This is a genomic window from Endozoicomonas sp. 8E (assembly GCF_032883915.1).
GTDB lineage: Bacteria > Pseudomonadota > Gammaproteobacteria > Pseudomonadales > Endozoicomonadaceae > Endozoicomonas_A.
Genome location: NZ_CP120717.1, coordinates 5,681,911 through 5,707,932 on the forward strand (window position 1 = coordinate 5,681,911; position 26,022 = coordinate 5,707,932).

At 47.3% G+C, this 26,022-nt stretch carries 25 protein-coding genes and 1 pseudogene; 11 read left to right on the top strand and 15 right to left on the bottom strand.

Annotated features, from left to right (window positions below; translation table 11 throughout):
- Positions 1–35: 35 nt before the first annotated feature.
- The 3 genes from P6910_RS19840 to P6910_RS19850 all read right to left on the bottom strand — a co-directional run bounded on the left by P6910_RS19840 (position 36) and on the right by P6910_RS19850 (position 1,773).
- A complete protein-coding gene (locus P6910_RS19840) occupies positions 36–329 on the bottom strand; it encodes a co-chaperone GroES (protein WP_257252343.1) in 294 nt (97 codons plus the stop codon).
- 137 nt (positions 330–466) lie between these two features.
- Positions 467–934 (bottom strand): FxsA family protein, encoded by a 468-nt coding sequence (locus P6910_RS19845; RefSeq protein WP_317142983.1) that lies wholly within the window; start codon positions 932–934, stop codon positions 467–469.
- A 116-nt stretch (positions 935–1,050) separates the two neighbouring features.
- Entirely contained in the window at positions 1,051–1,773 is a 723-nt protein-coding gene (locus P6910_RS19850) for a HugZ family protein (RefSeq protein ID WP_317142984.1), read from the bottom strand.
- A gap of 521 nt (positions 1,774–2,294) precedes the next feature.
- Between P6910_RS19850 and P6910_RS19855 the strand changes: the two genes are divergently transcribed.
- Both P6910_RS19855 and P6910_RS19860 read left to right on the top strand, forming a co-directional pair.
- Positions 2,295–3,347: a hypothetical protein gene (locus tag P6910_RS19855; protein ID WP_317142985.1), complete on the top strand. Its 1,053-nt coding sequence runs from the start codon at positions 2,295–2,297 to the stop codon at positions 3,345–3,347.
- 243 nt (positions 3,348–3,590) lie between these two features.
- A complete protein-coding gene (locus P6910_RS19860; protein ID WP_317142986.1) occupies positions 3,591–4,352 on the top strand; it encodes an SDR family oxidoreductase in 762 nt (253 codons plus the stop codon).
- Positions 4,353–4,400: 48 nt separating this feature from the next.
- On the opposite strand, the gene P6910_RS19865 is transcribed toward P6910_RS19860, so the two are convergent.
- The gene (locus tag P6910_RS19865; RefSeq protein WP_317142987.1) at positions 4,401–5,345 is read right to left on the bottom strand and encodes a DUF481 domain-containing protein; all 945 of its coding nucleotides are present in this window, start codon (positions 5,343–5,345) and stop codon (positions 4,401–4,403) included.
- A 407-nt stretch (positions 5,346–5,752) separates the two neighbouring features.
- Here P6910_RS19865 and P6910_RS19870 point away from each other — a divergent pair, with 407 nt between their 5' ends.
- Positions 5,753–6,067 carry an MGMT family protein gene (locus P6910_RS19870; protein ID WP_317142988.1) on the top strand — a complete coding sequence of 105 codons (315 nt, stop codon included), beginning with the start codon at positions 5,753–5,755 and terminating at the stop codon, positions 6,065–6,067.
- Between the two features lie 3 nt (positions 6,068–6,070).
- The gene (locus tag P6910_RS19875) at positions 6,071–6,265 is read left to right on the top strand and encodes a hypothetical protein (RefSeq protein ID WP_317142989.1); all 195 of its coding nucleotides are present in this window, start codon (positions 6,071–6,073) and stop codon (positions 6,263–6,265) included.
- 144 nt (positions 6,266–6,409) lie between these two features.
- On the opposite strand, the gene P6910_RS19880 is transcribed toward P6910_RS19875, so the two are convergent.
- From P6910_RS19880 to P6910_RS19895, 4 genes are all read right to left on the bottom strand, one after another.
- Complete coding sequence (locus tag P6910_RS19880; protein WP_317142990.1) at positions 6,410–7,975, bottom strand: AmpG family muropeptide MFS transporter; 1,566 nt, start codon at positions 7,973–7,975, stop codon at positions 6,410–6,412.
- A 247-nt stretch (positions 7,976–8,222) separates the two neighbouring features.
- A complete protein-coding gene (locus P6910_RS19885; protein ID WP_317142991.1) occupies positions 8,223–8,708 on the bottom strand; it encodes a YajQ family cyclic di-GMP-binding protein in 486 nt (161 codons plus the stop codon).
- 96 nt (positions 8,709–8,804) lie between these two features.
- Positions 8,805–9,026 carry a dodecin gene (locus tag P6910_RS19890; protein WP_317142992.1) on the bottom strand — a complete coding sequence of 74 codons (222 nt, stop codon included), beginning with the start codon at positions 9,024–9,026 and terminating at the stop codon, positions 8,805–8,807.
- A 255-nt stretch (positions 9,027–9,281) separates the two neighbouring features.
- The gene (locus P6910_RS19895; RefSeq protein ID WP_317142993.1) at positions 9,282–10,457 is read right to left on the bottom strand and encodes a MerR family transcriptional regulator; all 1,176 of its coding nucleotides are present in this window, start codon (positions 10,455–10,457) and stop codon (positions 9,282–9,284) included.
- 276 nt (positions 10,458–10,733) lie between these two features.
- On the opposite strand from P6910_RS19895, the gene P6910_RS19900 reads away from it, so the two are divergent.
- Positions 10,734–11,009, top strand: a complete 276-nt coding sequence (locus P6910_RS19900) for a DUF1778 domain-containing protein (protein ID WP_317142994.1) — start codon at positions 10,734–10,736, stop codon at positions 11,007–11,009.
- Positions 11,010–11,148: 139 nt separating this feature from the next.
- Here the strand turns inward: P6910_RS19900 and P6910_RS19905 are convergent, their stop codons facing one another.
- Both P6910_RS19905 and P6910_RS19910 read right to left on the bottom strand, forming a co-directional pair.
- On the bottom strand, positions 11,149–12,291 hold the full coding sequence (locus tag P6910_RS19905; protein WP_317142995.1) for an RNA-guided endonuclease TnpB family protein: 1,143 nt from the start codon (positions 12,289–12,291) through the stop codon (positions 11,149–11,151).
- Positions 12,292–12,302: 11 nt separating this feature from the next.
- On the bottom strand, positions 12,303–12,587 hold the full coding sequence (locus P6910_RS19910; protein WP_317142996.1) for a hypothetical protein: 285 nt from the start codon (positions 12,585–12,587) through the stop codon (positions 12,303–12,305).
- Positions 12,588–12,662: 75 nt separating this feature from the next.
- Between P6910_RS19910 and P6910_RS19915 the strand changes: the two are divergent.
- Positions 12,663–13,093 (top strand): annotated as a pseudogene (locus P6910_RS19915) (GNAT family N-acetyltransferase); the annotation flags it as partial.
- Between the two features lie 118 nt (positions 13,094–13,211).
- Here P6910_RS19915 and P6910_RS19920 read toward each other — a convergent pair.
- A complete protein-coding gene (locus P6910_RS19920) occupies positions 13,212–15,170 on the bottom strand; it encodes an AarF/UbiB family protein (RefSeq protein WP_317142997.1) in 1,959 nt (652 codons plus the stop codon).
- A gap of 418 nt (positions 15,171–15,588) precedes the next feature.
- On the bottom strand, positions 15,589–17,265 hold the full coding sequence (locus P6910_RS19925) for an AarF/UbiB family protein (protein WP_317142998.1): 1,677 nt from the start codon (positions 17,263–17,265) through the stop codon (positions 15,589–15,591).
- A gap of 512 nt (positions 17,266–17,777) precedes the next feature.
- Here P6910_RS19925 and P6910_RS19930 point away from each other — a divergent pair.
- Positions 17,778–18,695 carry a 2-dehydropantoate 2-reductase gene (locus P6910_RS19930; RefSeq protein ID WP_317142999.1) on the top strand — a complete coding sequence of 306 codons (918 nt, stop codon included), beginning with the start codon at positions 17,778–17,780 and terminating at the stop codon, positions 18,693–18,695.
- A gap of 37 nt (positions 18,696–18,732) precedes the next feature.
- Here P6910_RS19930 and P6910_RS19935 read toward each other — a convergent pair whose 3' ends face one another.
- A complete protein-coding gene (locus P6910_RS19935) occupies positions 18,733–19,257 on the bottom strand; it encodes a hypothetical protein (RefSeq protein ID WP_317143000.1) in 525 nt (174 codons plus the stop codon).
- 153 nt (positions 19,258–19,410) lie between these two features.
- Here P6910_RS19935 and nadC point away from each other — a divergent pair, with 153 nt between their 5' ends.
- From nadC to P6910_RS19950, 3 genes are all read left to right on the top strand, one after another.
- A complete protein-coding gene (nadC, locus tag P6910_RS19940) occupies positions 19,411–20,289 on the top strand; it encodes a carboxylating nicotinate-nucleotide diphosphorylase (protein ID WP_317143001.1) in 879 nt (292 codons plus the stop codon).
- A 16-nt stretch (positions 20,290–20,305) separates the two neighbouring features.
- Complete coding sequence (gene galE, locus P6910_RS19945) at positions 20,306–21,322, top strand: UDP-glucose 4-epimerase GalE (RefSeq protein WP_317143002.1); 1,017 nt, start codon at positions 20,306–20,308, stop codon at positions 21,320–21,322.
- 89 nt (positions 21,323–21,411) lie between these two features.
- Positions 21,412–23,094 carry a helix-hairpin-helix domain-containing protein gene (locus P6910_RS19950; RefSeq protein WP_317143003.1) on the top strand — a complete coding sequence of 561 codons (1,683 nt, stop codon included), beginning with the start codon at positions 21,412–21,414 and terminating at the stop codon, positions 23,092–23,094.
- 104 nt (positions 23,095–23,198) lie between these two features.
- On the opposite strand, the gene P6910_RS26915 is transcribed toward P6910_RS19950, so the two are convergent.
- Positions 23,199–23,672 carry a pilin gene (locus P6910_RS26915; RefSeq protein ID WP_410493843.1) on the bottom strand — a complete coding sequence of 158 codons (474 nt, stop codon included), beginning with the start codon at positions 23,670–23,672 and terminating at the stop codon, positions 23,199–23,201.
- A gap of 140 nt (positions 23,673–23,812) precedes the next feature.
- Here P6910_RS26915 and P6910_RS19960 point away from each other — a divergent pair, with 140 nt between their 5' ends.
- Positions 23,813–24,253, top strand: coding sequence for a hypothetical protein (locus P6910_RS19960; RefSeq protein ID WP_317143004.1), 441 nt, complete (start codon positions 23,813–23,815; stop codon positions 24,251–24,253).
- Here P6910_RS19960 and P6910_RS19965 read toward each other — a convergent pair.
- Positions 24,246–25,517 (bottom strand): O-antigen ligase family protein, encoded by a 1,272-nt coding sequence (locus P6910_RS19965; protein WP_317143005.1) that lies wholly within the window; start codon positions 25,515–25,517, stop codon positions 24,246–24,248. The two genes, P6910_RS19960 and P6910_RS19965, sit on opposite strands and share 8 nt — an antisense overlap.
- Positions 25,518–26,022: the final 505 nt, after the last annotated feature.

The window sequence follows — 26,022 nt, forward strand, 5'->3', positions numbered from 1 at the left end:
TTTAAAACAGTTGCTATGAAATCGGGGTTCCGGGATCAGTCTTCCAGAACAGCGTAGATTTCGCTCTCGGATACGATGATCAGCTCTTCACCGTCAATCTTCACGGTGTCAGAACCAGCGTACTTACCAAATATGACTTTGTCGCCGACGCTTACACCCACAGGACGCTTTTCGCCGTTGTCCAGAAATACGCCATCACCGACAGCCACTACCACACCCTGGTTTGGCTTTTCAGTAGCAGAACCTGGCAACACGATACCGCCAGCAGAGGTAGTGGTTTCTTCTTCACGACGAACGACCACGCGATCACGCAACGGACGGATTTTCATCGATGTATCTCTCCAACTGTTTATGCCGAAAAATCAGCAATCAACTCTTGTATAACGGTCTGACTTGCATCGCCAGAACCGAACCCAATTATCGGTACTAAGTAAGTAGGGGTGGCTTTAACCTTTTCAAGGGGGTACTAAGATTTTTTTTCATCTTCCCGCTTGAACTCACCTTCGAAGGTCTGGTGAATTCCCCGGTTCGTGTCGATGTCTTCACGGTAGTATTCACCCTCAAAGGTGTTGGATGACGCTTGCCAGCGACCATTTTTGATCATTCGTCTTACCAGCATATTGCGCACCGGCGGAATGAGCAGAACCAGCCCGGTAAAATCGGTGATAAAACCGGGAACCATTAGCAACACCCCGCCCAGGGCGGTTACAAAACCTTTCAGCAATTCCAGTGCAGGCTTCTCGCCACGATTCATTTTCTCCCGGGCCTTGAGCATGGTACGAAAACCCTGACGACGGATGACCGCCATACCTGCCACCATACCCAGGATAACCAGAGCCAGTGTATTAAGAGCGCCAATATAGCTACCTACCTTGATCAGCACGACCAGTTCAAGAGCAGGGAGCAGTAAAAAAATCCAAACAGGGAAGCGCATAGAAGCCTCCAGAGACAATGGTGCTTCTTATATAATGTTAATTGTGCAAACTTCAAGAGTTTAGACGCAAAAAGCCCCGAACAAGTCGGAGCTTTTGCTCAAAGCAAAGCGTTTTATCAGGCCACTTTAGCCATCTCAACCAGAGTCTTGCGCACTGCCATTGGCTCGTCCACTTCTGTCGGGAAAGGAATACGAACCAGCTTGTCTTTCAGTAGCAGGTGCATTCCAGTGGCATCAATACCTGCCATCTTTGGCTCAACACCTTCCGGAAGATCAATATCAGCAGCTTTGCAGTACTTCACCATCGCCTCGACATGATCTTCGTTCATATGCTTGACCATGCCATTTTCTACACTGCCGTAAAATGGGTTTTCACGAGTCATCAGCTCATTTTTCACCCAGAAAATCTTACCAAAACCACCGATGAAACGAGCACGCTTCAGATGAATTCGGTAGAAGTCAAAACCATGGGTTTTGTGATAGTGTGCAGAAGGTGGGAAGAAAGAGTAGTAACGTTGCTCTAACTCCTTCAGTTCTTCGCTGCCCGTTGCAATCTTTTCCGCATCACCCATCCAGGTCAGACGACCAGCTTTATGAATATCGTCTACACCGCTCTGGGTAATGATCAAAGAAACCTTGGGGTTGGCTTCAATGTTTTTGGTGTGCTGAGCGAGATCACTGATCAGGATGATCGGGTTGCCCTGCCTGTCCAGGCAGTAAGGCATCACAGAACCAAACGGGTACCCGGGCACATCATCAGAGTGAGTCGACAAAATACCGTGGTACTCATTCAAAAGTAAGTTACGTGCGTCGTGTGCCGCCTGAACCTTGGGTTCCATCTGTTTCCCCCTGAATTTTCATATCATAAAACATACCACTTATAACCACTGCCTTTGAAGATTTTCCAAATCCAGTAGGTCTATTTCGATATGTAGAATACTGCTGATCAACCTATAGCCGGAATCAACTGTCTATAGCCGGAATCAACTATGGCTGCTAATTAAGACACCTGTTTCAGGCATTTTTCGGCGATTATATATTAATGAGAGTGATTATCAATATGATTTTCATGCAGTGTTAGCCACTGTCAGACTGGTGCAGCCAGGCAATGATACAGGTACACATTCCGTGCACTCCGGGCTTGTCAAAGGATGATATCACCGCAATCCCTCTTGAGCTTTCAGAGATCGCCCTCTCACAGTAAGGAACTAATCATCAGGCAGACACGCAATCATTGAACAATACCGCAGACTCTTATAGTTGGAACTTTATTCGAGAATTGAGGTCGAAATTCTCTTGCAGGCTGGTAACGCATTTAAATCAGCCAATTTACCTCAATTTAACTGACAGGAGTTTCGTTATGCAGATCGGTAATCCAATGGCTCAGAGCCTGGCAGTGGGGCAGCCTGTTTCCACACCAGCCAATGCTTCTAACAGGGGTTTGTTTCAAGGTATCAGGGAAACTTTTTTAACCTATGATCCGGTGAATGGAACCCGGAGAAAATTAATACCTTCACTAGCCCTCATGGCAGGGGCTGCTTCTGCCGGAGCTGTTTCTCTGGATACTTTGGTAAAGAACTGGACTCCCTTTACTGCGCCAGCCGGTGCAGCTCTGGCCGATCGCGTCATTACCGTGCTTGAAAATACCGTCCAGAGACACCCATGGGTCTGTGGTGCAGCTGCCGGCGCAGCCACTGCTTTAGTGGGCTTAAATATGCTTGCCGGCAGTATGAAGCCTGTAGCCAGGGAGTGTATAGAAACTGCGATGGAAGGGCTAAGACATCAGCTTCACAGGGACTTTCACGAAATCACGGTTCTCAAGGAGCTAATTGCTCAACATCAGAAAAAGATGTCGGAACTTAAGCCTCTTCTATCGGAGGAGAAAGCAAGATACAAAAGACATTCACAGAAAGCCTATGAGAATCGCCTGGCCGAGTTCCGGCAGGAAGCTAATAGTATGGCGGGGCATTTGAAAGGTTATGTCGATGGTTTGTTGTCGTCTGGCCGCAGTAACCGGAGAAATGTCCTGCGTGGAGATAACCCGGCTCATCTCTACAGGGCTGGCGTGGAGTTAGAAAGGTTTGTCAGCAAGGAGAATCAGGACTATTCATTCCTTTCCCAACGACAACTGCTTGATGCACTCAAACCTGTCTTAAGTGAGGATGAATTAAAGAGAGTTAAAATCATACTCCGAAACTTTCCTGTCAAACCCTCTCTTTTCGTCCGTCGCGGGCCAATAGCCAGAGAGTACGCAGAAATTCGGGAACAAAACGCATCAGACCAAAGAGAGGTTGGCGAATTGCAATCCAAAATCAGAAAAGTGCTGGCCCAATACCCGAATTTAAACCCTGACGCTGCTGGTAATATCCCCAAACCTCCGGCTAAGGAGTTTGGGCGCTATATGCCAGAGTAATTTGATCGATGTTCTCGTCAATAAACAAAGGCCAGGTTGCGGGCTCAGAGTTCCAGAGAGGCTCTTTATCCAAAAAGGCTCTTCTGATAGTGAAAGATATCGCTACATCTCTGGCTGATCAGGAAGAACTCTGACAAAGCAGCTCTTATTAATGGCTGCTCCAGATAACAGAGCCGTTCATAGAGAATTCGCTATGTTCCGTTACAATCAATAAGTAATTTTCAGACGCAGAAGAACAAAAGAATGAATCTTGAACGAAGCAACATCCTGATTACCGGTGCTGCCCGTGGTCTGGGTAAGGCCATGGCGCTGCACCTGGCAAAAAAAGGTGCCGGCCTTGGACTGATAGATCTTGAAGGCGAAGCCCTGGATCAGACGTTAAAAGAATGCTCTGAGCTGGGAGCAAAAACCATTGCCCTGCCCACCAATGTCGCCAATGAGCAGGAAGTAGAAAACAGTGTCAGGCTTGCCAGAGAGAAACTGGGCCCGCTCAATGGTCTTATCAATAATGCCGGCATCCTGCGTGACGGCTTACTGATCAGGGCAAAAGACGGCAAGGTCACTGACAAGCTTTCATTGGCAAAATGGCAGTCAGTCATTGACGTCAATCTCACGGGTGTTTTTCTCTGTGGTCGTGAGGTGGCGGCCAGCATGATTGATTCAGGCAGCAAAGGATTGATTCTGAACATTGCCAGCATTTCCCGCTCAGGCAACTTTGGACAAACCAACTACTCCGCCGCTAAAGCCGGTGTCGTGGCTATGACAGTATCCTGGGCCAGGGAACTGGCTCGTTTTGGCATCAGGAGTGCGGCAATTGCACCGGGCATGATTGAGACAGAAATGACGCTGGGCATGAAGCCTGAAGCCCGCGCCAAAATGAATGCAGGTATTCCGGCTGGACGTATGGGCAAGCCTGAAGAGATTGCGGCAACCGTCGCCTTCATTTTTGAAAACGACTACTTCAATGGTCGTGTATTGGAACTGGATGGAGGTTTACGTCTCTGATTAGTCGCCGCAGAAGCTATCAGTCTCTGCGGCCAGCCTTCATCCTCTCTACCAGGAATAACCAATGCCCACCTTGATCTGACTGGAGGTTTTGTCAGCCCCCTCTGTTGGAATACTGTCGTAATCCAGATAATGCATCAGGTTTAAAGAAAGACTTTCAGATAACCCCACCCTCAAACCATGCTCTCCATCAAACAACCACTGCTGACCTGAGTTCAGACGGTAAAACAGCTTGCTGTTAAAGTAATACTCAAGATTATCAATGAGCTTTTTCCGGTACACCAGCCCTGTTGTCACGGCCAGGTTTTTCTGGTTATCTTCGAGCTGATAATCTTCCCAGAGATGGGTCAGGCCGACAGTAGTAATCAAGGTTTCTTTGACCGTTTCCCTGAAGCGGTAACCGACCGACCCTCCCAGTGTCAGTCTTGATCTCAGATCTTCCGTGGAGTCGTACTCCTGGTCCAGAGAGCCCTGAACAAACCAGTGTTCAGTGAAATAGCGACTGTACGCATACCCCAGCTCCCACTCTTTGGTGGCAGAGTCTGAGTCTTCTTCTTTCTCTACTTCAATGTCCCACTTAAAACTGTTCTTGTTCCACTCGTCATTGATATCCAGATTGCCACTGAGCGTGAAGGTGGTTTCATTGTCCTCACCCTGATCACTGTCCAACCCAAAGTTGACCTTGCCTGCAATGTTCCAGTTTGAAGCCAGCAAGGGTTGTTCACGGCGAATTTCTGCTACTGGCCAGGCTGCCGAGAAGCTCCGCTCAAAACCGTCGGGATCCACAACCACCAGTTGATCACCATCGCTCTTTAACTGACGCTGCTGAGCCTCTTTCTCACCAATCAAACCAATCCAGACGGGCTGATCGGTTTCAAGAGAACGAACATGGCGCCAGTTAATAGAAATATCTCCCGCATACCGGGTAGAAACAGTCAGTTTGCCCGCTTCCAGCCCGATGATCTTGCCACTGATTACATCTCCGTTTTCCATCCATATCTTATCCCCATGGGCCATTGTTGCCATGCAGGAAAGAAATAGTACCCAGACTGTACGCAACCCAGGAAAACGGCCAATGCCCCTGAAACACTGGAGCCCCATGAATACCCCTCGATGAATCGATGTATTATTGCTTTTTAAGGGGGACAAGAGTTCCAAATTAATGAAAGCTTAACAAGAGGGAAAGCCGCTATAGGCATCTGTTTTACCTCTACAAACGGGTGCCCGGAACGAACAAAAGGGCAGAATCGTCGTTTGTCTTGCCAGCTTAATGTGCTTCGTCGGGGAAAATTGAAAAACTTTTCACGACAAATGGCCAACAGATTGAGATATGCTTGGCAAGTTCGCTGATGATATCCACCCCTCGATGACTACTTTTTCAATCACTCTGGAGACCAGGCTTGCAAGCACCATTCAGTCCATCCGATATCTGGCTCATCCTGACCAAAATACCCGAGGGTAAGGTGGTCACTTATGGACAACTGGCCAATATGGCCGGTGCTCCGGGCTATGCCCGGGTAGTCGGTAACATTATGAAGCAACTGCCTTCAGGTTCCGGACTTCCCTGGCACAGAGTCATCAATAGCAAGGGACAGATTTCGTTTCCAGTAACCAGCGCCAAGTATCAGCAACAGCAATCCTTGCTTGAGTCAGAAGGCATTACTTTTCTTAATGGCAAGGTCAATCTGAAGCTACATCAATGGAGTGGAGACTAAAGTTTGAACGATCAGGATCAGTACCCGGAAGACATTGCTCTGGCAATTGAAATTATTCGCCAGTTGGAAAACCTTAACTATCAGCCCGAAACCATTCTCCAGGCAATGGTGCACATTTGCAGAGATTCTCTCGGCAAGCTCCCTGAGCAGGAAAAAGAACAATGGCAGGCAAAACTCATTGCCGAGATCAAACGCTAGGAGGCTGACCGAGAATAGTCTGCCCTACGTGGCAACTGCTCCTGCGTTGCTCTAGCTCCTGCATCCATGCAGTCGTGCGGCGGCAGGACGGGCGCTACTCTCGGTCAGGCTCCCAGGTTTGGCGAGCTTTCAGCCCGCCTGTTGTCAATCGCGTGCAGCTTCCTCCGATTGCTCCATAAGTCTTTGCACATAACTGATTAACAGCAGCACCGGCAAACCAAGAATAGCGGAGCCTGCAAAAAAGATAGGATAGTTCACCGCATCCACCACGCTACCTGAGTACCCCGCCATCAGTTTCGGCACAAGCGACATCAGTGAACTGAAGACTGCGTATTGCATCGCTGTGAATGCCCGGTTCGTCAAACTGGAGAGGAAAGCAACAAAGGCTGCAGAAGCAATACCTGCACTAAGATTGTCAGTTGCGATGACCACAGCCAGAATCCAGGTTTCGGGTTCCATTTGAGCCAGCAGGGAGAACAGCAGGTTACTGACCGCAGCTAATAGCCCACCGATCCAGAGGATTTTCATCACCCCGTAGCGAAGGGCTAACAATCCACCCAGAAAACCACCGGCAATGGTCATTAACAGACCAAAGGTTTTGGTGACAGCTGCTATCTGTTCCTTGCTGTAACCCATGTCCTTGTAGAACACATTAGCCACTGCTCCCATGACAATATCGGCAATCCGATAGGTGCCTACCAGCAGCAGAATATAGATCGCCAGCTTTCCGTAACGCGCGAAGAAATCCGTAAAAGGAGCCACATAGGTTTCTCTGACCATCCCCCTGGGCGCGACGTTCAGGCTGATCATTAACCAGGCAGCCCCCCCACCCAGAGCGACACTGAACAGCAACCGGAAGGATTCAGAAAAGAACCCCGCAACATGAACTGAAACACCCCCATCAACCAGTGTTGTTTTCAGCTGGGAAGAAAGCTCAGGAGTTAATGTAAAGCCTGCAACAAAAGCCCCTGCTGCTGCTACAAACAACCCCAGAAAACGAACATAGTCACTGGTGCCATATTCCTGAGAGAAGGCAGACTGATTGTTTTCAGGCTCCGGAATCAACAAAGTGGTGACAACCCCTACCAGCATGAACGCAGCCATACAGCGATAGACAGAAGCCCAGGCTTCGTAGTGGTAAACGGATTCATCACCCCCTGAAAACCAGCTGGCCAGTGCCAGACTGCCTGCCCCGGCCACCAGCATGCCGACTCTGTAGCCAGCAATATACGCGGAAGACATCATGGCCTGAAGTTCGCTCCCTGCAGCTTCTATACGGTAGGCATCAATCACTATATCCTGTGTAGCAGATGAGAATCCCAGCATCACAGCACCCACTGCAACCCAGGTCAGCCCATAGACAGGATCATGACTCGCCATAAATAAAAGAGCAGCCATCACCGCAAACTGGGCGAGCAGTAGCCAGGCTCTGCGACGGCCGAGACTTTTCGTCAACCACGGCAGAGGAACCCTGTCTACCAGAGGGGCCCAGACAAACTTGAAGGAGTAACCCAGGGCAGCCCAGCTAAAGAAGGTCACCATGCTGCGCTCAACACCTGCCTCCCTGAGCCAGATAGAAAGGCTGCTGAATATGAGCAATATGGGAAGGCCGGCTGAAAAACCAAGAAACAGAACACTGATGACTCTTGGATGCCTGAAGCTTTTCCATGCCTCTTCCCAGGAACGGGAAGAAGAGTCCATTAGTTGCATTCTGCTCCTCCGGGTTTCTCTTCACAGATGTTAAAGAGTTCATCGTTGAACTCATAGAAAGGTGCCCAGATAATAACATACCGTCAAGGCCTTCCAGTGGTCGAATCTGGCAAACTTATTTTATAGTGTGGAACTCTCGAGAAAGTCTAATAAAAGCACATCTGAACATGCCGGGGAATATTTTTTTGTCTCGATGTTGATTAACCGAATGCCGGTTAACAGGAGAGGCAGGCTCCTCCTGCCAGAATCAGTCTCTGAAGTTGTTGTATTGCAGAGGCATCTCGGTATCCGCTTCTCTCAACAAAGCAATAGTGGACTGAAGATCATCACGTTTCTTACCCGTGACGCGAACCTGCTCACCCTGAATGGCTGGTTGTACCTTGAGCTTGGCATCCTTGATCATTTTGACGATTTTCCTGGCCTGCTCTTTATCCAGCCCCTGACGAACTACTACATCCTGTTTGACCTGTTTGCCAGAACCATAATGATCTTTCACTTCCAGACATTTAACATCAATGCCCCGCTTGACCATTTTGGTTTTCAGCATTTCAACCATTTGCAGGAGCTGGAAGTCAGCATCGGCCGTCATCACAATCTGGTTTTCACCGCTTTTTTCAAAGCTGGCTTCAACCCCTCTGAAATCATAACGGGTGGTCAGCTCACGATTTGCCTGATCGACCGCATTGGTCAGCTCGTGCATATCCACTTCTGAAACAATATCAAATGAAGGCATGAGGGATTCCCCAATCAACAAATTTTAAACGTTGACAGCTATTGTATCCGAGAACCCCTGTTGAATGGCAAGCTTAGGTTGAATAGGGTATGGCAATCAGGATGATTGACCACGGTCTTCCAACCTGAAACCAATTCTGACGGTCACCTGAAAGTGCGCGATCTCACCATCCTCAACATGGCCCCGATGCTCCACCACTTCGTACCAGCCCAGATGATTAAGAGTGACACTGGCAGTGGCAATAGCATTGCGAATAGCGTCATCGCTGCTGACGGTCGAGCTGCCTACCACTTCCAGGATTTTATAGATGTGTGCCATAAATACTCTCCACGACATTGGAACGTCAGGAGAAGTATAGACATCGATTTAATCGCGTTTGCCTGGCAGCCTGTCGGACTTAAGCGTCCGTAGCGAGGATTGCAAGAAATTGAGGATAAAAATCTCTGTTTCTGAGGAGAATAGCGAGCTATTTGACGAAGAAACAGGGATTTTTAGACCAATTTATTGCAACCGCACGACTGCATGGATGCAGGAGCTAGAGCAACGCAGGAGCAGTTGCCGTGTAGGACAGTCTTAAGTCCGACAGGCTGCTAGAACAAACATTTGATAACCGAACTGTCCCAGGAATTTTCTGTAGATTTCCAGCTCAGTTTCAATATTCTTTAGCGCTAATGAGTCAGGCATGACAGGTGACAAATCATGGATTCGTTTTTTCAGTGGTTCGCAGTAGTTATCCCACGACTCCCGGCTTAGAGAAAAGTGGTCGACTACATTATATCCGGCAGCGTTCATTTGCTTGAGACGAGTGCTGATTGTCTGCATATCAGGGTAGTCTTGCTGCCAATGGGCCATCGCTTCCTGGTCCGGATTATCAGTCAGCCATACCAGGTCGCTTACCACCATGAAGCCACCGGGCCGCAGTATTGGCTTCCATTGCGTCAGGGCTTTTTGGACCCCCATGATATAGGCACTGCCTTCCGACCAGATAAGACCAAAGCTTTCAATCTCAAAGGGCAATTCAGTCATGCTGACGCACACGCTGGAGAGTCGTCCGGAAATATCCTGCTTCTCAAAACGCTCTTTTAATCGAGCCAGTGCTGACGGTTCATTATCTATGGCAGTGATGCTTGCTTCGGTATTTTCCATCAACACTCTGGTTGACAGGCCTTTGCCACAACCAATCTCCAGAATATCAGCAGAGGCTTCAGGCACCAGTGATAATGCTTTCAGCGTGTCTTTTTCACTGCCTGGCCCCCAGCGTTCCAGCGTCTCATAAACTTTCATAAAGTCGTTCATATAAGTCTCGTGATCATTCATATCTTTTGATAACCATTTCAATCTGAGGGCTTCTTTTTCACTAAAACCCTGTTTCACTAACCAGTTCAGATGAGCATCGGGAGCAACCTTCTCAAGGTCTTCATGCCAGGCTCTGAGGTCACCTTCACCCAGCATGGCTGCCAACAGGGCTCGTGACTGCTGCTTCAGCGCAATGTCTTCATCAAGCTGCCTGAGGCGGTTTTTCAACAGGTCCCTGTCTATCTTTTTCTCAAGGCAAACTTTGCACTCTTTCAAAGTCAGCCCTCCTGCCTGCAGTTGCTGAATCAGGCGGACTCTTTGAAGGTCTTTATCACTGTAAAGACGGTAGCCATTTTCAAGTCTTTTACCTGAAATAAGCTGCTGCTTCTCGTAGTAGAGAAGCGCTGTACGTGAAAGCCCTACAGCGGCGGCTAACTCAGAAATCCGGTACACACTGATGCATCCTCAAACCATCAACAGGAAGGAACTTTAAGCTATAAAGCTGTAGACAGGTCAAGGAAAATTGAATGATCGAAAACAAATAGAGACCAGCACCTTGAGCCTGAGGTGAGGCGATTCTCCGGTATTTCCAGTTCCAGAAACCTCCTTGAGTTGGTCAGGCTGGTTGCCCGATGCAGAACATAAAGCAATTTCTGCACATAAATTTGATTTTCAAAAAAGATTGAACAATACCTTATGTGCCATTTTGACACATAACAAGGAGGATTTATGGCAACATCACTCCCCAGAATCACCGCTCGTATTGATACCGATACAAAAGAACTACTGGCTGAGGCTGCGGCTATTATCGGTGTTTCCAGCATTAATTCCTTTGTACTGTCCGCTGCTATTGAGAAGGCCAGACAAATCATGGACAGGGAGCGATCCCTGAAACTGAGCCAGCAAGATGCTCTTTTGCTTGTGCAGGCTCTGGATAAAGCTTTAAAACCCAACCCTCGACTTAAGCAGGCAGACCAGCGTTATAAAAAGACTGAGAATAAATGAAAACTGTAATTCTCGATAACAGCAAACACGACCGTCAAGGCTTTGATTGCGGTATTTCTGCCGCTACTAAAAATCTAACATAATCTGTAATTATGTAGACTTATCTACGCAATCGACATGGATGCACGACGAATCGTGTCTAACTACACTCTTGCGTAGGGTTTAGGGTCTGGGCGACCCCGTCGAGCTGTAACCTGTCTCGACCGTAATTATCAAGGTTCAAACTCGCACTGTAATCCCTATCATGCAGAGTTTTACATTTTGGACACCGCCACTCACGATCAGACAGAGTGAGATTGTCATTTACGTAGTCGCAAGTATGAACCGCACACTTCTTCGAGCTGGGAAAGAACCGATCTGCAATCACAACCTGGCATCCTCTCAGCTCTGCCTTGTATTCAACCAGTTCTCTCAGCTTACCGAAACCTGCATCACTGATTGCTCTTGCCAGTTTGCGGTTTTTTACCATGCCTTTGACATTCAGATTTTCGAGGGTGATTATTTTGAATCTTGAAGTCAGATAATCACTTACCTCATGTAGTACGGCTGTTCGCTGGTTACTTATCCGGTAATGCAGTTTGGCAATCGCTCGCTTGGCTTTCACATAGCGGTTGCTTCCCTTTGTTTTGCGGCTTAACGCCCTCTGTTTCCTGTTAAGGCGTTTCAGAGAGCCTTTCAGTTTCTGATTAGCAGCAAAGGTTTTGCCATTCGAACAAATAGCTAAATCCTTGATGCCAAAATCAACGCCTACAGACTCATGGCTTTGTGCTTTTGGGTCGTAATCCTGAGTGTCTACCAAAATAGAAGCGAAATACTTTCCGGCTCGCTTACTGATCGTCACCTGACAGGGTGTTCCTGTAAATCTCAGCTCCTGGCGCATCTTGATGCGGGTTTTCAGTTTCTCAATGCGAAGTGTTCTGCCATCAACATCGAACTTGGGTTTTTCTCTGAGAGAAAAACTGTCGTGTAGTCCTCGCTTCTTGAATCTTGGATAACCTGCTTTTTCTCCTTTCTTCACCCGACGAAAGAAGTGAGTAAAGGCGTCATGAAGATCGTCGATTGTGTTCCTGGTGACACGTTGGCTGACTTCGGCATACCAGGGAAACTCAAGCCTGAGTTCCTGGTATTTTTCATTCGCAGCCTTCTTTGACCATTTAACGCCTTCTTGATTGAAATGGGCTAACAATTGATTGAACGCATGACGACGAGAACCACAAGCCCTATCAAGATAATCGGCTTGTTGTTTTGTCGGTCTGAGTTCAATCTTGTGAGTTAACAACATCTCGCAAAGTCTCAAGCATTTTTTTGTATAACCTGAGTTCGCCAACCTTTTGCAGAACAGCAGGCTTCCAGTAACTCTTGCTGCCTGTCTAAGTCTGGCTTTTGGTCGTGACCGGATACTCTGCAATAGCAAAGCGTAGGCGCAGCTTCGTTACTGTAGCCCATCAATTCAGACACGTCGTAGTAACAAGTTCCAACTTTGGTCTTTCTGGCAGGAAGCAGCTCACCTGTACTCTCCGATTTTCGTAGTGTTACTGGGTCTGTACCATGCAAACGAGCTGCCTCACCTATCTTCACTAATCACTTATCCATGCTTGAGATTTTATAAGATAGTTTTAGATTATAATAGATTTCTGCGAACTGTTTTTAACCCTGAACAATTATCTTCAAATGATGGTGAGGCAACAGGCAGGGAACGACAATACCCGAACCTTTGTGCTGGAGGACTCAGATTGTCCCGAAACCATTATCGGGTACTACACGCTGACTATGATTCCACTGGATTTGCAGGCTCTGCCTGCCAGACTGCAAAAAAAAAACACAGCAGCGCCGGTTCTGCAGGGCTGATTGCCCGCTTAGCCATCAACAAATGCTACTCCGGGCAGGGTTATGAAGAGTGGTTGTTAGTTGACGCTTTGCATAAATTACTACAAGCCAGCGATACCGTCGGGTTCCCATTGGTTATCGTGGACGCCAAATCCGGCGTGGCCGCTTTTTATGAGAAATTGGGTTTCGCACCTTTTATTGATAATCCAGACAAATTGTTTATCACCATTAAAAAGATCAGAGCCAGCCTGCGATAATCATTGCAACTGTTCAGAGATACTCCCCGATTTGTCGAGGGTGTCACAAAAATACTTACCCATTCAGATCAGGTCTTTATTATTGCAACTACTGATTATGTGGTCGCCCGGACGGGCGCTATTCTATGTCAGGCTCCAATTTATCCAATAGCGCCTCCAGACACCCTATATACTGACGATATGCAGATAATTGCCACCCAACCCGCAGTGCCCTGGGATCGATCGGTCTGATCTGAAAACCGAGACTTTTAGCCAATTTGTCAAAAGGAACACCGACGACTTTGTTCAAGGTCGCTTTGCCAGCCTTCTGCATATCTTGCTCCTCATGCTCCATGGCAAGCCTGATCAAAAATCGCGACAATAGCCCTACAAACGCAGCCTCTGATTGAACAGGCCCCTTCGTATTAGAATCGTCCGAGATGTCTTTTAACCAATGATAAATCTGACTGCAAACTGCTCCAACGGTAGTTTCTCTCTGAAATTGTTGTAATTCATCAATGGGGTGTATGATACCCCGTCCAAAGCCGCTACGATGAGGTTCAATAAATTCTTCTAAAGATTCCAGCATTTCCGGAGATATTGGCGTGTAAACCAGATCCCGGACATCAACTTCGTCGGTTGTATCCGTTGGGCTGGGGGTATTTTGCTCCTCAACCAGACCATTCCCGGTAGCACGGCTATGAAAAAGCAAGAACAGTCCAATAACAACTGAATAATAAACAGTATCTTTTACTATGCGCAAAATATCGTTATTGGCACTACTGTTAGCGTGATCAATACAATAAATACTGATACGATCGCTCTCCAGTTTCATCATGAAATTACCCGATTGGAAATCGGTGTTTAAAAAACAGGATTCACTGACCGAATCCAAATAAACCGCTAGCACAAGTTTATGAATGCCGACGATAATAGTCTTTATTTCCGCTTCACTTAACCTTCCACCCTCTTTCCAGTCCGGCTGCCATGAAGCGAGCCTCTCCTTTAACGCGTCTGTACGATCAAGAGAACAGCCATCAATATACTCCATCACAAGGGCATCGGGGCTGGATAACGGTACACACACCTCAGGTACCCTGAATTGAACCGGCACCTGATGGCCTGAACCGGTAGCTACATTGTACTGCTTGCTTTCTGTCAAATCTTTTAATGCCACAGACGCTTTTTCGGTAAACTTAAGTTCCTGTGATAAATCACACTCATTACTAAAACTCTTCAATGCCCTGGAAAAGTCGTCAAAGTCCTTCTCTGACATAAAACCCGAGTCATTAAGGTTAGAAAACAGGCCGGTCATTATCGAAACATCAGTGTTAATTTTTTCTGCCAATTCTGGTGATAAATATTTAACAGCAAAGTCTTGTCCATCAATATTAAATTGATCGACCTGGCAAATAGTCCCTCGCCCAAGTGTTTCAACATGCCGGACAGTTGCTGCTGAAACGGCAGTGTTAGCCATGACCTGGCTACCGCTGTCATTATCAGCTGTGCCTGATCGTTCCTGCATGGCACCTTCAGAAAGCAGCCTGTCAGAACGCAATGCAGCATTAGCCACATTGCGCTCGACAACTTTCCTGATTACCTCAGGATCAACCTTGCCTGCCGAACACTGACTTGCGACTTTCACCATGCCAGTCACATAGTTATAAAGCTTTTGATCTGATTTAAAATACTCAGCCGGTGCCTGAGTTGCTGCCAGGTATTGGCCTATTTTGCCGAATAGTCCACCATTTTCATGGTAAAACTGAGCAACTGCTTCAGGAGAACGTAAACAGACTTTCTTCGCCACTGTAGCGCCGCAACTGGCAGCCACCCCAAGAACACGTGATGTCCTCTTCAGGGTGCGGGTGACTCCTTGTGTTATTGAGCCAGCCGCCTGAGATATCGTCCTGAAAACCAGGGAGTCACCTGCTTTGGAGTGACCTGCTGCAGGGTGTTCATGGGCGGGTTGCAATTGCTTATGGGGATTAATGGCGGTGACAGTGCTTTTTGATGATGCACTGGTGGAAGCTTTAGCCTCAGACACCCTATTGTATGCACCGGTGCTGGTCAGTCCTGCGGTATTATTCGAAACGTCCATATCAACTCCCTGGTTCATCCATATTATTTACATACAATCTTTGACTTGAATGAATCAAGGAAGTTCATTTTTAATGCTTATTATTTATTTTGAAAGAAATTAAGGGCGCAATCCCGCTTCTTTAGAGGCGGGTCAAGCCCTTGCAAGGCGTTAGCCTTGCTGTGACAATTGCTTAGATATTGTTACTGACTTTTTCCGAGGTAGTGACCAATAAGACTGCAGTCGTCGGCAACTGCTCCTGCGTTGCTCTAGCTCCTGCATCCATGCAGTCGTCGGCAACTGCTCCTGCGTTGCTCTAGCTCCTGCATCCATGCAGTCGTCGGCAACTGCTCCTGCGTTGCTCTAGCTCCTGCATCCATGCAGTCGTAGGTGGCAGTGAATTGGCCTGAAAACCCGCTTTTGTTCGTCAAAAAGCTCGCTATTCTCGATAAGACTCCCAGTTATCCATTAGCGACTCCAGTTGCTCTATGTACTGACGATATGCAGACAATTGCCACCCAACCCGCAGTAATATGGGATTGGTCGGACTGATCTGAAAACCCAGACTTTGAGCAAATTTGTCAAAAGGAACAGCGACAGCTCTGTGCAAGGCTGTAATGTCAGCCTTCTGCATATTTTGCTCCACATGTTCCATGGCAAGCCGGATCAAAAATCGCGTCAATAGCTCCACAAACGCAGCCTCTGATTGGACAGGCCCCTCCGTATCAGAATCCTCCGAGATGTCTTTTAACCAATGATAAATCTGACTGCAAATTTCTCCAACGGTAGCTTCTCTCTGAAATTGTTGTAATTCATCAATGGGGGGTATGATATCCGGTCCAAAGCCCCTACGATAAGTTTCAATAAATTTTTCTATAGGTTCCAGCGTTTCCGGGGATATTGCCGTGCAAACCAGAGTTCGGATGTCAACTTCGTCAGTTGTATCCATTGAGCTTGGGATATTTTCCTCTTCAATCAGGCCATTCCCGTTAGCACGGTTATGAAACAACAAGAACAGTCCTGCAAGAAGTGAATAATAAACAGGGTCTTTCATCATGCGCAAAATATCGTTATTGCCAGTACTGTTGGCGTGATCAATACAATAAATACTGATACGATCGCTCTCCAGTTTCATCATGAAATTACCCGTTTGGGGGTCAGTGTTTAAAAAAAAGGATTCACTGACTAAATCCAAATAAACTTTTAGCACAAGTTTATGAATGCCGACGATGATAGTATTTATTTCCGCTTCACTTAACCTTCCTCCCTCTTTCCAGTCCGGCTGCCATGAAGCGAGCCTCTCCCTTAACGCGTCTGTACGATCAAGAGAACAGCCATCAATATACTCCATCACAAGGGCATCAGGGCTGGATAAGGGTACAGACACCTCAGGTACCCTGAACTGAACCGGCACCTGATGGCCTGAATCGGTAGCTACATGGTAGCGCTTGGTTTCTGTCAAATTTTTTAAGGCCTCAGACGCTTTTTCGGTAAACTTAAGTTCCCGTGATAAGTCACACTCATTACTAAAACTCTTGAATGCACTGCAAATGTCGTCAAAGTACACCTCTGAGATAAAATCCCAGTCATATAAGAAGGAAACCAGGCTGTTCATGATCGAAACATCAATGTTAATTTTTTCTGCCAACTCTGGTGATAAATATTTAACAGCAAAATCTCGTCCACCAATATTAAACTGATCGACCTGGCAAATACTCCCACGCCCAAGTGTTTTAACATGCCGGACAGGTGCTGCTGAAACGGCACTGTTAGCCATGAACTGGCTACCGCCGTCATTATCAGCTGTGCCTGATCGTTCCGGCATGGCATCTTCAGAAAGCAGTCCGGCATTAGCCACATTGCGCTCAACAATTTTCCTGATTACCTCAGGATCAACCTTGCCTGCCGAGCACTGGCTTGCGACTTTTACCATGTTAGTCGTGAAGTTATAAAGATCTTGATGTGATTTGAAATACTCAGCCGGTGCTTGTTTTGCAGCTACGTATTGGCCTATTTTGCCCCACAGTCCACCATGTTTATGGAAAAACTGAGCAATTGGTTCAGGAGAACGATAACAAGCAACCTTCGCCAGAGTAGCGCCACCACTGCAAGCCAACCCAATAACACGCGATGTCGTCTTCAGGGTGCTGGTGACGCCTTGTGTAATTGAGCCAGCCGCCTGAGAGATCGTCCTGAAAACCAGGGAGTAGCCCGCTCTGGAGTGACCTGATGCAGGGTGTTCATGCGCGGGTTGCAATTGCTTATGGGGATTAATGGCGGTGACAGTACTTTTTGATGATGTACTGGTGGAAACGTTAGCCTCAGACACCCTATTGTATGCACCAGTGCTGGTCATTCCTGCGGTATTATTCGAAACCTCCATATCATCTCCTTGGTTCATCCATATTGTTTACATACAATCTTTGACTTGAATGAATCAAAGAAGTTCATTTTTAATGCTTATTACTTTCAATTTTGAATTGAAAAAACTTTAGATAGGTGGAGAAAAATTGAATGGCCGAGAACAAATAGAGACCAATCTTACACCACTGGCAACACTCAATATTCACATATCACCATTGACTGTTTAAACTCGCCCGGGTTATCTCAACCAGAGTGGGCCAAGAAGTGATCTGGCATATCATCGGTGCTGGCAGTATGGGCTGCCTGTGGACAGCCCAGTTCCTCAAGGCGGGCATGAAAGCTACCCTGCTTGTTCGGGAACAGAGCTTGCGCTCACTGAACGTTACCCAGCCTGTTCTGGCCATTGATGAACTGGATGGAGTCAGTCAACACTTCCCTATCAAACTGGATTCTTCCGAATCTCTCACTGACTCGATAACCCATTTATTGGTCTGCACAAAAGCGCAGGATGCCGAACCGGCTGTTCTTTCACTCGCTGATCACTTATCAGACCAGTGCCAGATACTATTAATCCAGAACGGTATGGGTAGCCAACAAGCAATAGCACAACGTTTCAGTTCACAAACCGTATGGGCCGCATCGACAACAGAAGGAGCATGGATGAAAGACGTTCTGCATGTCTGCCATGCCGGTCGTGGATCAACCTGGGTGGGTCCTGTTGGTCAGAAGCCTGACAATTCTGTATGCCAGGCGTTAAAAGGCGCTCTGGAAATACTGCCAGTTGACATTCAGTTTACCCATCAGATTGAAGAAAAGCTCTGGGATAAACTGGCAGTCAATTGTGCCATCAACGGTCTTACAGCCTTGTATGATTGCAGGAATGGAGAACTGCTGGACACTGAAGAGCGTCAACACCGTTTAGCAGCATTGGCTGAAGAAGTGACACAGGTGAGGCAAGCCGCCGGTGTTCCCGGATCAGGAAACCTTCTTGAGCTGGTCAGGCAAGTCTGCCGGAATACCGCAATGAACCACTCTTCTACCTGCATGGATGCCCGACAGGGTCGAAAAACTGAGCTGACGTTTATTAACGGTTATCTGATTGAACAGGCTGAAAAGCTGGGAGTGGAAACGCCTGCCAACCAGACACTGATAAGAGAGCTGGCGGAACTCAACATCAGTTAACCAAAAAATAACGTCAAGGCATCAGCGACAGGTCAATTCAGGAGTGAGGTGTTCGCCATAACTTAACGGCTGATCCAAATAAACAAGTGAAGTGATCGGTTTTGAGGGTCTCTCCGGTTTTTGCATCCGAGGCAATAAACCAGATATTAAATTCTTTATCATTGTCTCTGGAGAGGGTGCAGGCACTTTGCCACTCTATCCAGGCTGGCCAATCTATCCAGTCTGGCAGAGGTCTGGCATCCCTGACTTCAGCCATTAGATAGGTATTGAGTTTATAGCTCGTTAACATCATTATCGAGCCACCCTCATTGATGGTGTTTCGTTTAAAAATAGTGACCTCTTTTCCACGGAAACTCTGTACTGCCAGAGATTTTTGCTTAAGGTTCTGGTACTTATGAGTACACTGTCCAAAATCAATCACACCGATAACAGGCACTTCTCCCTGTTCAAGAGCATCCTTGAGAGCAATGTAGGAATTAATTGGTGTGGCTTCGGCCCATACCTGAGAGCAGGACATGGTCAGGGCAAGAAAAGCACACTTAAACGGCTTGGTAATGTACATATCTTTTCTCTTCTGCTGTGTTCTGAATAAGACCCCCGAGTATAGATCATGACAGGCTATTACAGTCGGCAAGACCAAAGACATGAGACAACGATTTGTTTATAATCCCCGCCAATTCTTCATGATTTCCGGCCATATATTAGTAGAGTCAACATGCAGCCCCGAGACAATCTCGCTTCCGACCTGACCGACACCATCCAGCACAATGTTCGCAATGCCCTGGAAGAAGACATCGGCTCAGGTGATATCACGGCCTCCCTCATTCCTGCCGGGCAAATGGCCAAAGCACGCATCCTCTGTCGTGAACCCGCGGTTATTGCGGGACGCCCCTGGTTTGATGAAGTATTCAGGCAGATTGACCCATCGGTGGCTCTGGACTGGCAGGTTCAGGAAGGTGAACGGGTGGAAGCAGATCAGGTTCTGGTTTTTATGGAAGGTCCTGCCAGAAGCCTGTTGACCGGTGAACGTGCAGCCATGAACTTTCTTCAGACCCTTTCCGGCACTGCTACCCGCTGTTATCACTATGCCAATCTGGTCAAAGCGACGGGCGTTAAACTGCTGGACACCCGTAAAACCCTGCCCGGTCTTCGCCTCGCCCAAAAGTACGCCGTCATGGCAGGCGGATGCCACAATCACCGGATCGGGCTTTATGATGCCTTCCTGATCAAGGAGAATCATATTGCCGCCTGTGGCGGGATTGAGCAGGCAGTCAGCACCGCCCGGGCCATGGCTCCAGGCAAACCTGTGGAAGTTGAGGTCGAGAACATGGAAGAGTTCCAGCGGGCAAGAAGCGCTGGTGCCGATATCATTATGCTGGACAACTTCCCTCTGGACGCGCTGCGTGAAACCGTCAAACTGAACAACTCCCTGCCAGCGCCTCAACCTGGGCTGGAAGCTTCCGGGGGTATTACCGACGAGCGCCTGCCGTTGATCGCAGCGACCGGAGTCGACTTTATTTCCATCGGAACACTCACCAAAGACATTCAATCCATTGATCTGTCCATGAGACTGGTTGATACCACAGAGATCTGAACAGGAAGCCAAAACCATGAGTAAAATTCTGGTCACAGGAGGTGCAGGCTATATCGGTAGCCATACCTGTCTGGAATTATTAAACGACAACTACGAAATAGTGGTTCTGGATAACCTCAGCAACAGCAGCCAGGAATCTCTGCGCCGGGTTCAGGAGATTACCGGCAAGACACTGGAGTTTGTCAACGGCGACATCCGCGATCGAGCCTTGCTGGACGGCCTCTTTCAGCAGCATGATTTTGAAGCCGTTATTCACTTTGCGGGGTTGAAAGCCGTAGGGGAGTCTTGCGAAATCCCTCTCGATTACTATGAAAACAATGTGTACGGCACCCTTATACTCTGTCAAGCCATGCAGGCAGCCAATGTAAAACGCATTGTCTTCAGCTCGTCAGCGACTGTTTATGGCGATCCAGCGACTCTGCCGATCACAGAAGATTTTCCGCTGAGTGCCACTAACCCATACGGTCGCTCAAAACTGATGGTGGAAGAAGTTCTGGAAGATCTCTTCAAATCGGATACTGACTGGAGCATTGCCCTGCTTCGTTACTTTAATCCGGCAGGCGCTCACTCTTCTGGTCGTATTGGCGAAGATCCTAATGACACCCCGAACAACCTGATGCCCTATGTGACTCAGGTGGCCATTGGGAAGCTGGAAAAGTTGAGCGTTTTTGGTAACGACTACCCCACCATCGACGGCACCGGAGTTCGTGATTATATTCACGTCGTGGATCTGTCACTGGGTCATGTCAAAGCCATAGAAAAACTTCGTACGACCAAAGGCGTACATACCTGGAACCTCGGCTTAGGTAAAGGCTACAGTGTTCTGGAAATAGTTGCGGCGTTTGAAAAAGCGTCTGGACAAAATGTACCTTACGAGATCACGGCACGCCGTCCCGGTGACATTGCTGCCTGCTATGCCAATACCGACAAAGCTCTTAATGAACTGGGTTGGAAAGCAGAGCGGGGGTTGGAAGAAATGGTGACCGACGCCTGGCGCTGGCAGTCCGATAATCCGGATGGATACAACCCATAACTTTAATGGGGCTTTAATGCCCCATTTCGATCAGTTTCGTCTTATATGGCCGATCAATTAAAGACGTCCCCCTCCCCGGAAAACTGATCATGAAACACCTTTTTTCGCTTTTTCTCCTGCTCATTCCAATGGCTGTATGGAGTGCCTGCCCAAGCTGGACTTCCGAGCAGGCTCAAAAGCAGATCGTCGCTCTGCAAAAAGAGATCAGACATAACGATGATCTTTACTACAACAAGCACTCTCCCGTGCTAACCGACCATGAATACGATGGGCTGAAAGCTCAACTGCAATCTCTGATACAGTGTTTTCCGGAACTGACACTTCCTCCTGTTGCTGAGGAGAATACCGAGGGAGACGTTGATCATCGCGCCTTTATGGGTAGCTTGAAAAAAGCCCGGGACATTGATGACATCAAAAAATTTCTCAAACAAGCCGGTAAGGAAATCATCCTGGTTCAACCCAAGATTGACGGTGTTGCGGTTGAGCTGGTTTATCAAAACGGCAAACTGGTCGCCGCTTCTACCCGGGGCACAGGCGACAGGGGGCAGAATATTCTTGATGCCGTCAAACACATGCCCATGATCCCGAAAGCGCTGATTACGGAATATAACGACATTGTCTTGCACGGAGAACTCTTTGCCCGTCTGAATGAGACCGTCAAAAATTCCGTTTATAGCAGTGCCCGCCATTATGTCTCCGGCCATATCAGCCGCAACCAACTGGATGTTTCGTCACTGGGCAGTATCGAATTCTTCCCATGGCGCTGGGTCAACAGTCCCTTTGATAGCGACAAGACGGTTATTAATACCCTGTACGGCTATGGTTTTGAGCTACCTGCCCAGCATACCCAACGGGGTAATACTCTGAAAGAGATAGAAAAAATCCGTCATACCTATAATAAACGCAGCGGTATTGAGCCCTTCCTTATGGACGGCATTGTTCTGAAACTGGATAACCTCGAACTTCGTAAAAAACTGGGCTGGGAGAGCCAGAATCCAGCCTGGGCCATTGCCTGGAAATTCCCTTCAGACAGTGCGATAACCACAGTTAAAGACGTTGATTTCAGAGTCGGACGTACCGGCCAAATCACCCCTGTACTTCAGCTGGAGCCGATAGCGATCGGAGGGGAAACCGTTCGGCAGGTATCACTGGGCAGCACCAAAAACCTGACTGAGAAGGATATTGCTATTGGCGACCAGATTTCTGTGCAACTGAAAGGTGCTGCTACACCGGTTTTTGGTCAGGTTGTTCTGAGGCCGGAGCATCGCACCCGACCAAAACTTCCAGACCCGAAAAAATACGACGCCTTCTCCTGCCTGGAGTTAAAGCCCGGCTGTGAAGAACAGTTTACTGAAAGATTGAAATGGCTGGGGATAAGTTTGGATATTCCCTTTTTGCACGAACCACTGATAAAAAAGCTGATGGCAAATAAGGCCATTGACCGCTTTCCAGATAGTTTTAAAGTGTCTGAGTCTGATCTGAAAGAGGCTGGCTTAAATGAGCATTCATCGAAACAGCTGCTATCGGTACTCAACACACTTCATAGGGTTTCTCTTAGGTCCCAGATAAGAGCCTTGAGCATTCCACAGCTGGGAGAAACTCGTTCCGGAAAGCTGGCAAGCCATTTTAAAAGCTGGGACAAAATTCTTGATGCCACGCCAGAGGAAATGGCGGCTGTGGCTTTGATTTCCGTTGAGCAGGCCCGGAGAGCTAAAGACTATTTAAACACTTCAGACATCAGGGACTCTATTGAGTGTTTTAGACGGCCCTGATTCTACTTCTGGCCTTCATTCTCAGGTCACTCTCATCTAATGACCAAACAGAAAAAAAGGCCGGAATTAAATCCAGCCTTCTAAGGAACTATGCCAACAAAGTTCTAGGGTGAGAAATCAGGTGTAGCATTTAAAGTATCATTGCTGCACAGTGTACCACCACCATTACACGTAAGACTCCATACGGTGCCTGTTGCATCGGGGGTGTACGTTAAAGTCTGTAAAGCAAAAGCCCCACCTGGAGTAATTGTGATGACCCCGTCCGCTACATCGTTTATTGTGTTTCTTGCAGCAGGAATACCATTTGATCCATCATCACAATTAGCGATAGGGTTGGTTTGAGCACAAATACCTACAGCCGTCTTATACTGGCTGGCTTCACTCAATGCGGCGTTTATCGTCGCATTACGGGTATAGTTCTGATACTGGGGAATCGCCACTGCCGCCAGAATACCAATGATCGCCACTACAATCATCAGTTCGATCAGCGTGAAACCCAGCATCCTGGACATCCATGTTTTCATCTCGTTATCCTCGGTCATTGAATAGCTGCCCTCCGCCAATACACTGGGCCCCACAGGTCAGTCTCTAGCAAGATGTCGGCGCTCATGACCAGAGCTTTAGGACTTACCTTGCGTTTTTAAAACCGTTGATTTCTCGTGATTTTCAGATGTGGCCCGATAAGCCTTATACAGGCTTTTCTTCAGAGGCAGCTGCCATGAAAAATCTCACCCTTTTCGCTAATAAAAGGCTCTCCCTTGTCGCCCGGGTCATTACTGTTGTGCTGGTACTGACATCCACTGCGATCACTGGCGCTGTGAGTCTTCAACATGTGTATCAAGGTGAAGTGGATCGTTATTTTCAGCAGGGACAAGGCTCAGAGCTGATGCTGATCATCCAGTCGGGGCACCACACACTCAAAACCACAGGCACTGGAAAAGACAATTTCAGACCGTTATTAGGCAGTGAGCTGGGGGAATATCAGAATCACACCTTTGTTGGCTGGCACGCAGATTTCAGACAAATGACCCGGGAAGGTGGATTTCCTTTCTTCATGCTCTACGAAGTCAGCTATCAGAAAGGGCGGACTCAGGAGTATTTTTCCTACCAGGGTTTACTGAATCCACAGCTCGTAGCCAGAGAAGTTCATATTAATTAACAAGGTGAAAGGCTCCATTCTGCCAGAAACGTGGGGCCATGGATTCAAAGGGAATTGAAACAGGGTAGGTTGCCTGAATAAACTCAACGTAGAAAATGGTAAAGAAGATAATCGACAACAAGATAAGCATTGAAGCCAACAGCCATGACACACTCAGTTCGTAATCCCTCACTTCAGCACTGGCTTTTACCCTGTCCTTATCGTGAGCATAAAGACAATAGCCCACTACCAGCAACATCATCATCTGACTCATAGGCGTGATAAATACACCACTGATCTGGGCATGAAGCGCCGCACTCAGAATGGCCCAAAGGGCCGATATCTGGATATAGGCTTGCTGCCTGGACAATGACCCTCGCTCTAACCGTTTTTTCAGCCGCATCAGGTAAGAAACGCCACCCCAGAGCAAGACAATAACAAAGCAGAATGTAGCCAGGGCTCCCCACTCAGAAAGCCATTGCAAAACAACATTATGGGGTGATCCCAGTCCATTGCCTGATGAAAGAATAAAGTGCTGGGGCCCCACCCCAAAGAGGGGATTATGTAATGCCATTTGCCAGGCAGTCATCCAAAGCTCAACACGATCATAGGTTTTCAATGCCGCTGAGAGTGGCCTGAATCCATTGACTCCATGCCCCAATAAATAAGGAATGAGCCAAATAAAAACCGTATAAGCGATCAACCCAACCATTAATGCTTTTGTATGAACTCGAATAATGGGTGTTATTACTTTCTGGAAACAAAAGTAGATAGCTATTCCACTCATAACCAAAGACAGAAGGATGCCTCGGCTCTGTGATAAAAAAATGAAAAAATACATAACCACCAAGGGAATCCAGATTAGCCTTTGAACCAGAGATCCTGTGCTTTTCGACAAAAGAGGCAGTAAAGCCAAAAGTGGAATCAGCCAGTTCTGCGCATGATTCAAAATCCTGGGGTTAGTAAATCCATAAATCGTGTGCATCCAGGATTCAGGCGGATATTGTAAATAAACGGCATAGTGAAACAGGTAGCCAAAACCATAAAGCCCTATAGCCATGCCAATGACACTGATAATGCCTGCCAGCTTTCTCTCATCAATACTTTTGGCCAGGAGTAATGTGCTCATCATCAGTAAACCATAGAGCCCAACCTCCTGAATGCCTTTTAACGGATACTCACTCATTAATGCCGAGCATGATCCAAACGCTAAGCCAAGGAAGATCAAGACTCTGGCCAGAACGGGCAAATAAGCAAAGCTATTCAGGGACTGATAGCAAACCATAAACAACCCAGAGGCAACAGCAAGAAAAACAACTTGAACAACTCGCCTGAAATTGTAGCTGGACAGTCCGAAATCCCAGATTAGAAAAGCCGACCACATTGCCAGCAGTGTCAGCGCTATTAAAAGAAACACTGCGCTTTTATGGTAGGACTGATCAATGACTGTGAGCATGAGAGCTGAATTTATGTGGACATAATCATCATGTATCGGCTGTGAGCCAGACAAGAGTAGTGAAAAAAATAAAAAGCAAAATAACAAAATAAAAAATCAAAAAGCAATAAAAACAATAAAAAGCAGCAATAAAAAGGACAATAGAGCAATAAAAAAGCAATAAAAAGGACACCCACAAAAATGAAATAACAAATTAAAGAGCAATAAAAAGGACACCCAATAAAAAGGACACCCAATAAAAAGGACACCCACAAAAAAAATTAAAAAGGACACCCATATATTTGACCAATCGACCGATTAAGCTATTTTTCTCATATTTCCGATTTTTACCCAA

Coding starts and splice junctions, on each gene's coding strand:
- P6910_RS19855 (WP_317142985.1), top strand. CDS start 2,295: ATGCAGATCGGTAATCCAATGGCTCAGAGCCTGGCAGTGGGGCAGCCT.
- nadC (WP_317143001.1), top strand. CDS start 19,411: ATGCAGCCCCGAGACAATCTCGCTTCCGACCTGACCGACACCATCCAG.
- P6910_RS19920 (WP_317142997.1), bottom strand. CDS start 15,170: ATGGACGTTTCGAATAATACCGCAGGACTGACCAGCACCGGTGCATAC.
- P6910_RS19935 (WP_317143000.1), bottom strand. CDS start 19,257: ATGTACATTACCAAGCCGTTTAAGTGTGCTTTTCTTGCCCTGACCATG.
- P6910_RS19850 (WP_317142984.1), bottom strand. CDS start 1,773: ATGGAACCCAAGGTTCAGGCGGCACACGACGCACGTAACTTACTTTTG.
- P6910_RS19845 (WP_317142983.1), bottom strand. CDS start 934: ATGCGCTTCCCTGTTTGGATTTTTTTACTGCTCCCTGCTCTTGAACTG.
- P6910_RS19905 (WP_317142995.1), bottom strand. CDS start 12,291: ATGTTGTTAACTCACAAGATTGAACTCAGACCGACAAAACAACAAGCC.
- P6910_RS19840 (WP_257252343.1), bottom strand. CDS start 329: ATGAAAATCCGTCCGTTGCGTGATCGCGTGGTCGTTCGTCGTGAAGAA.
- galE (WP_317143002.1), top strand. CDS start 20,306: ATGAGTAAAATTCTGGTCACAGGAGGTGCAGGCTATATCGGTAGCCAT.
- P6910_RS19860 (WP_317142986.1), top strand. CDS start 3,591: ATGAATCTTGAACGAAGCAACATCCTGATTACCGGTGCTGCCCGTGGT.
- P6910_RS19865 (WP_317142987.1), bottom strand. CDS start 5,345: ATGGAAAACGGAGATGTAATCAGTGGCAAGATCATCGGGCTGGAAGCG.
- P6910_RS19890 (WP_317142992.1), bottom strand. CDS start 9,026: ATGGCACACATCTATAAAATCCTGGAAGTGGTAGGCAGCTCGACCGTC.
- P6910_RS19900 (WP_317142994.1), top strand. CDS start 10,734: ATGGCAACATCACTCCCCAGAATCACCGCTCGTATTGATACCGATACA.
- P6910_RS19885 (WP_317142991.1), bottom strand. CDS start 8,708: ATGCCTTCATTTGATATTGTTTCAGAAGTGGATATGCACGAGCTGACC.
- P6910_RS19965 (WP_317143005.1), bottom strand. CDS start 25,517: ATGGTTTGCTATCAGTCCCTGAATAGCTTTGCTTATTTGCCCGTTCTG.
- P6910_RS19950 (WP_317143003.1), top strand. CDS start 21,412: ATGAAACACCTTTTTTCGCTTTTTCTCCTGCTCATTCCAATGGCTGTA.
- P6910_RS19880 (WP_317142990.1), bottom strand. CDS start 7,975: ATGCAACTAATGGACTCTTCTTCCCGTTCCTGGGAAGAGGCATGGAAA.
- P6910_RS19960 (WP_317143004.1), top strand. CDS start 23,813: ATGAAAAATCTCACCCTTTTCGCTAATAAAAGGCTCTCCCTTGTCGCC.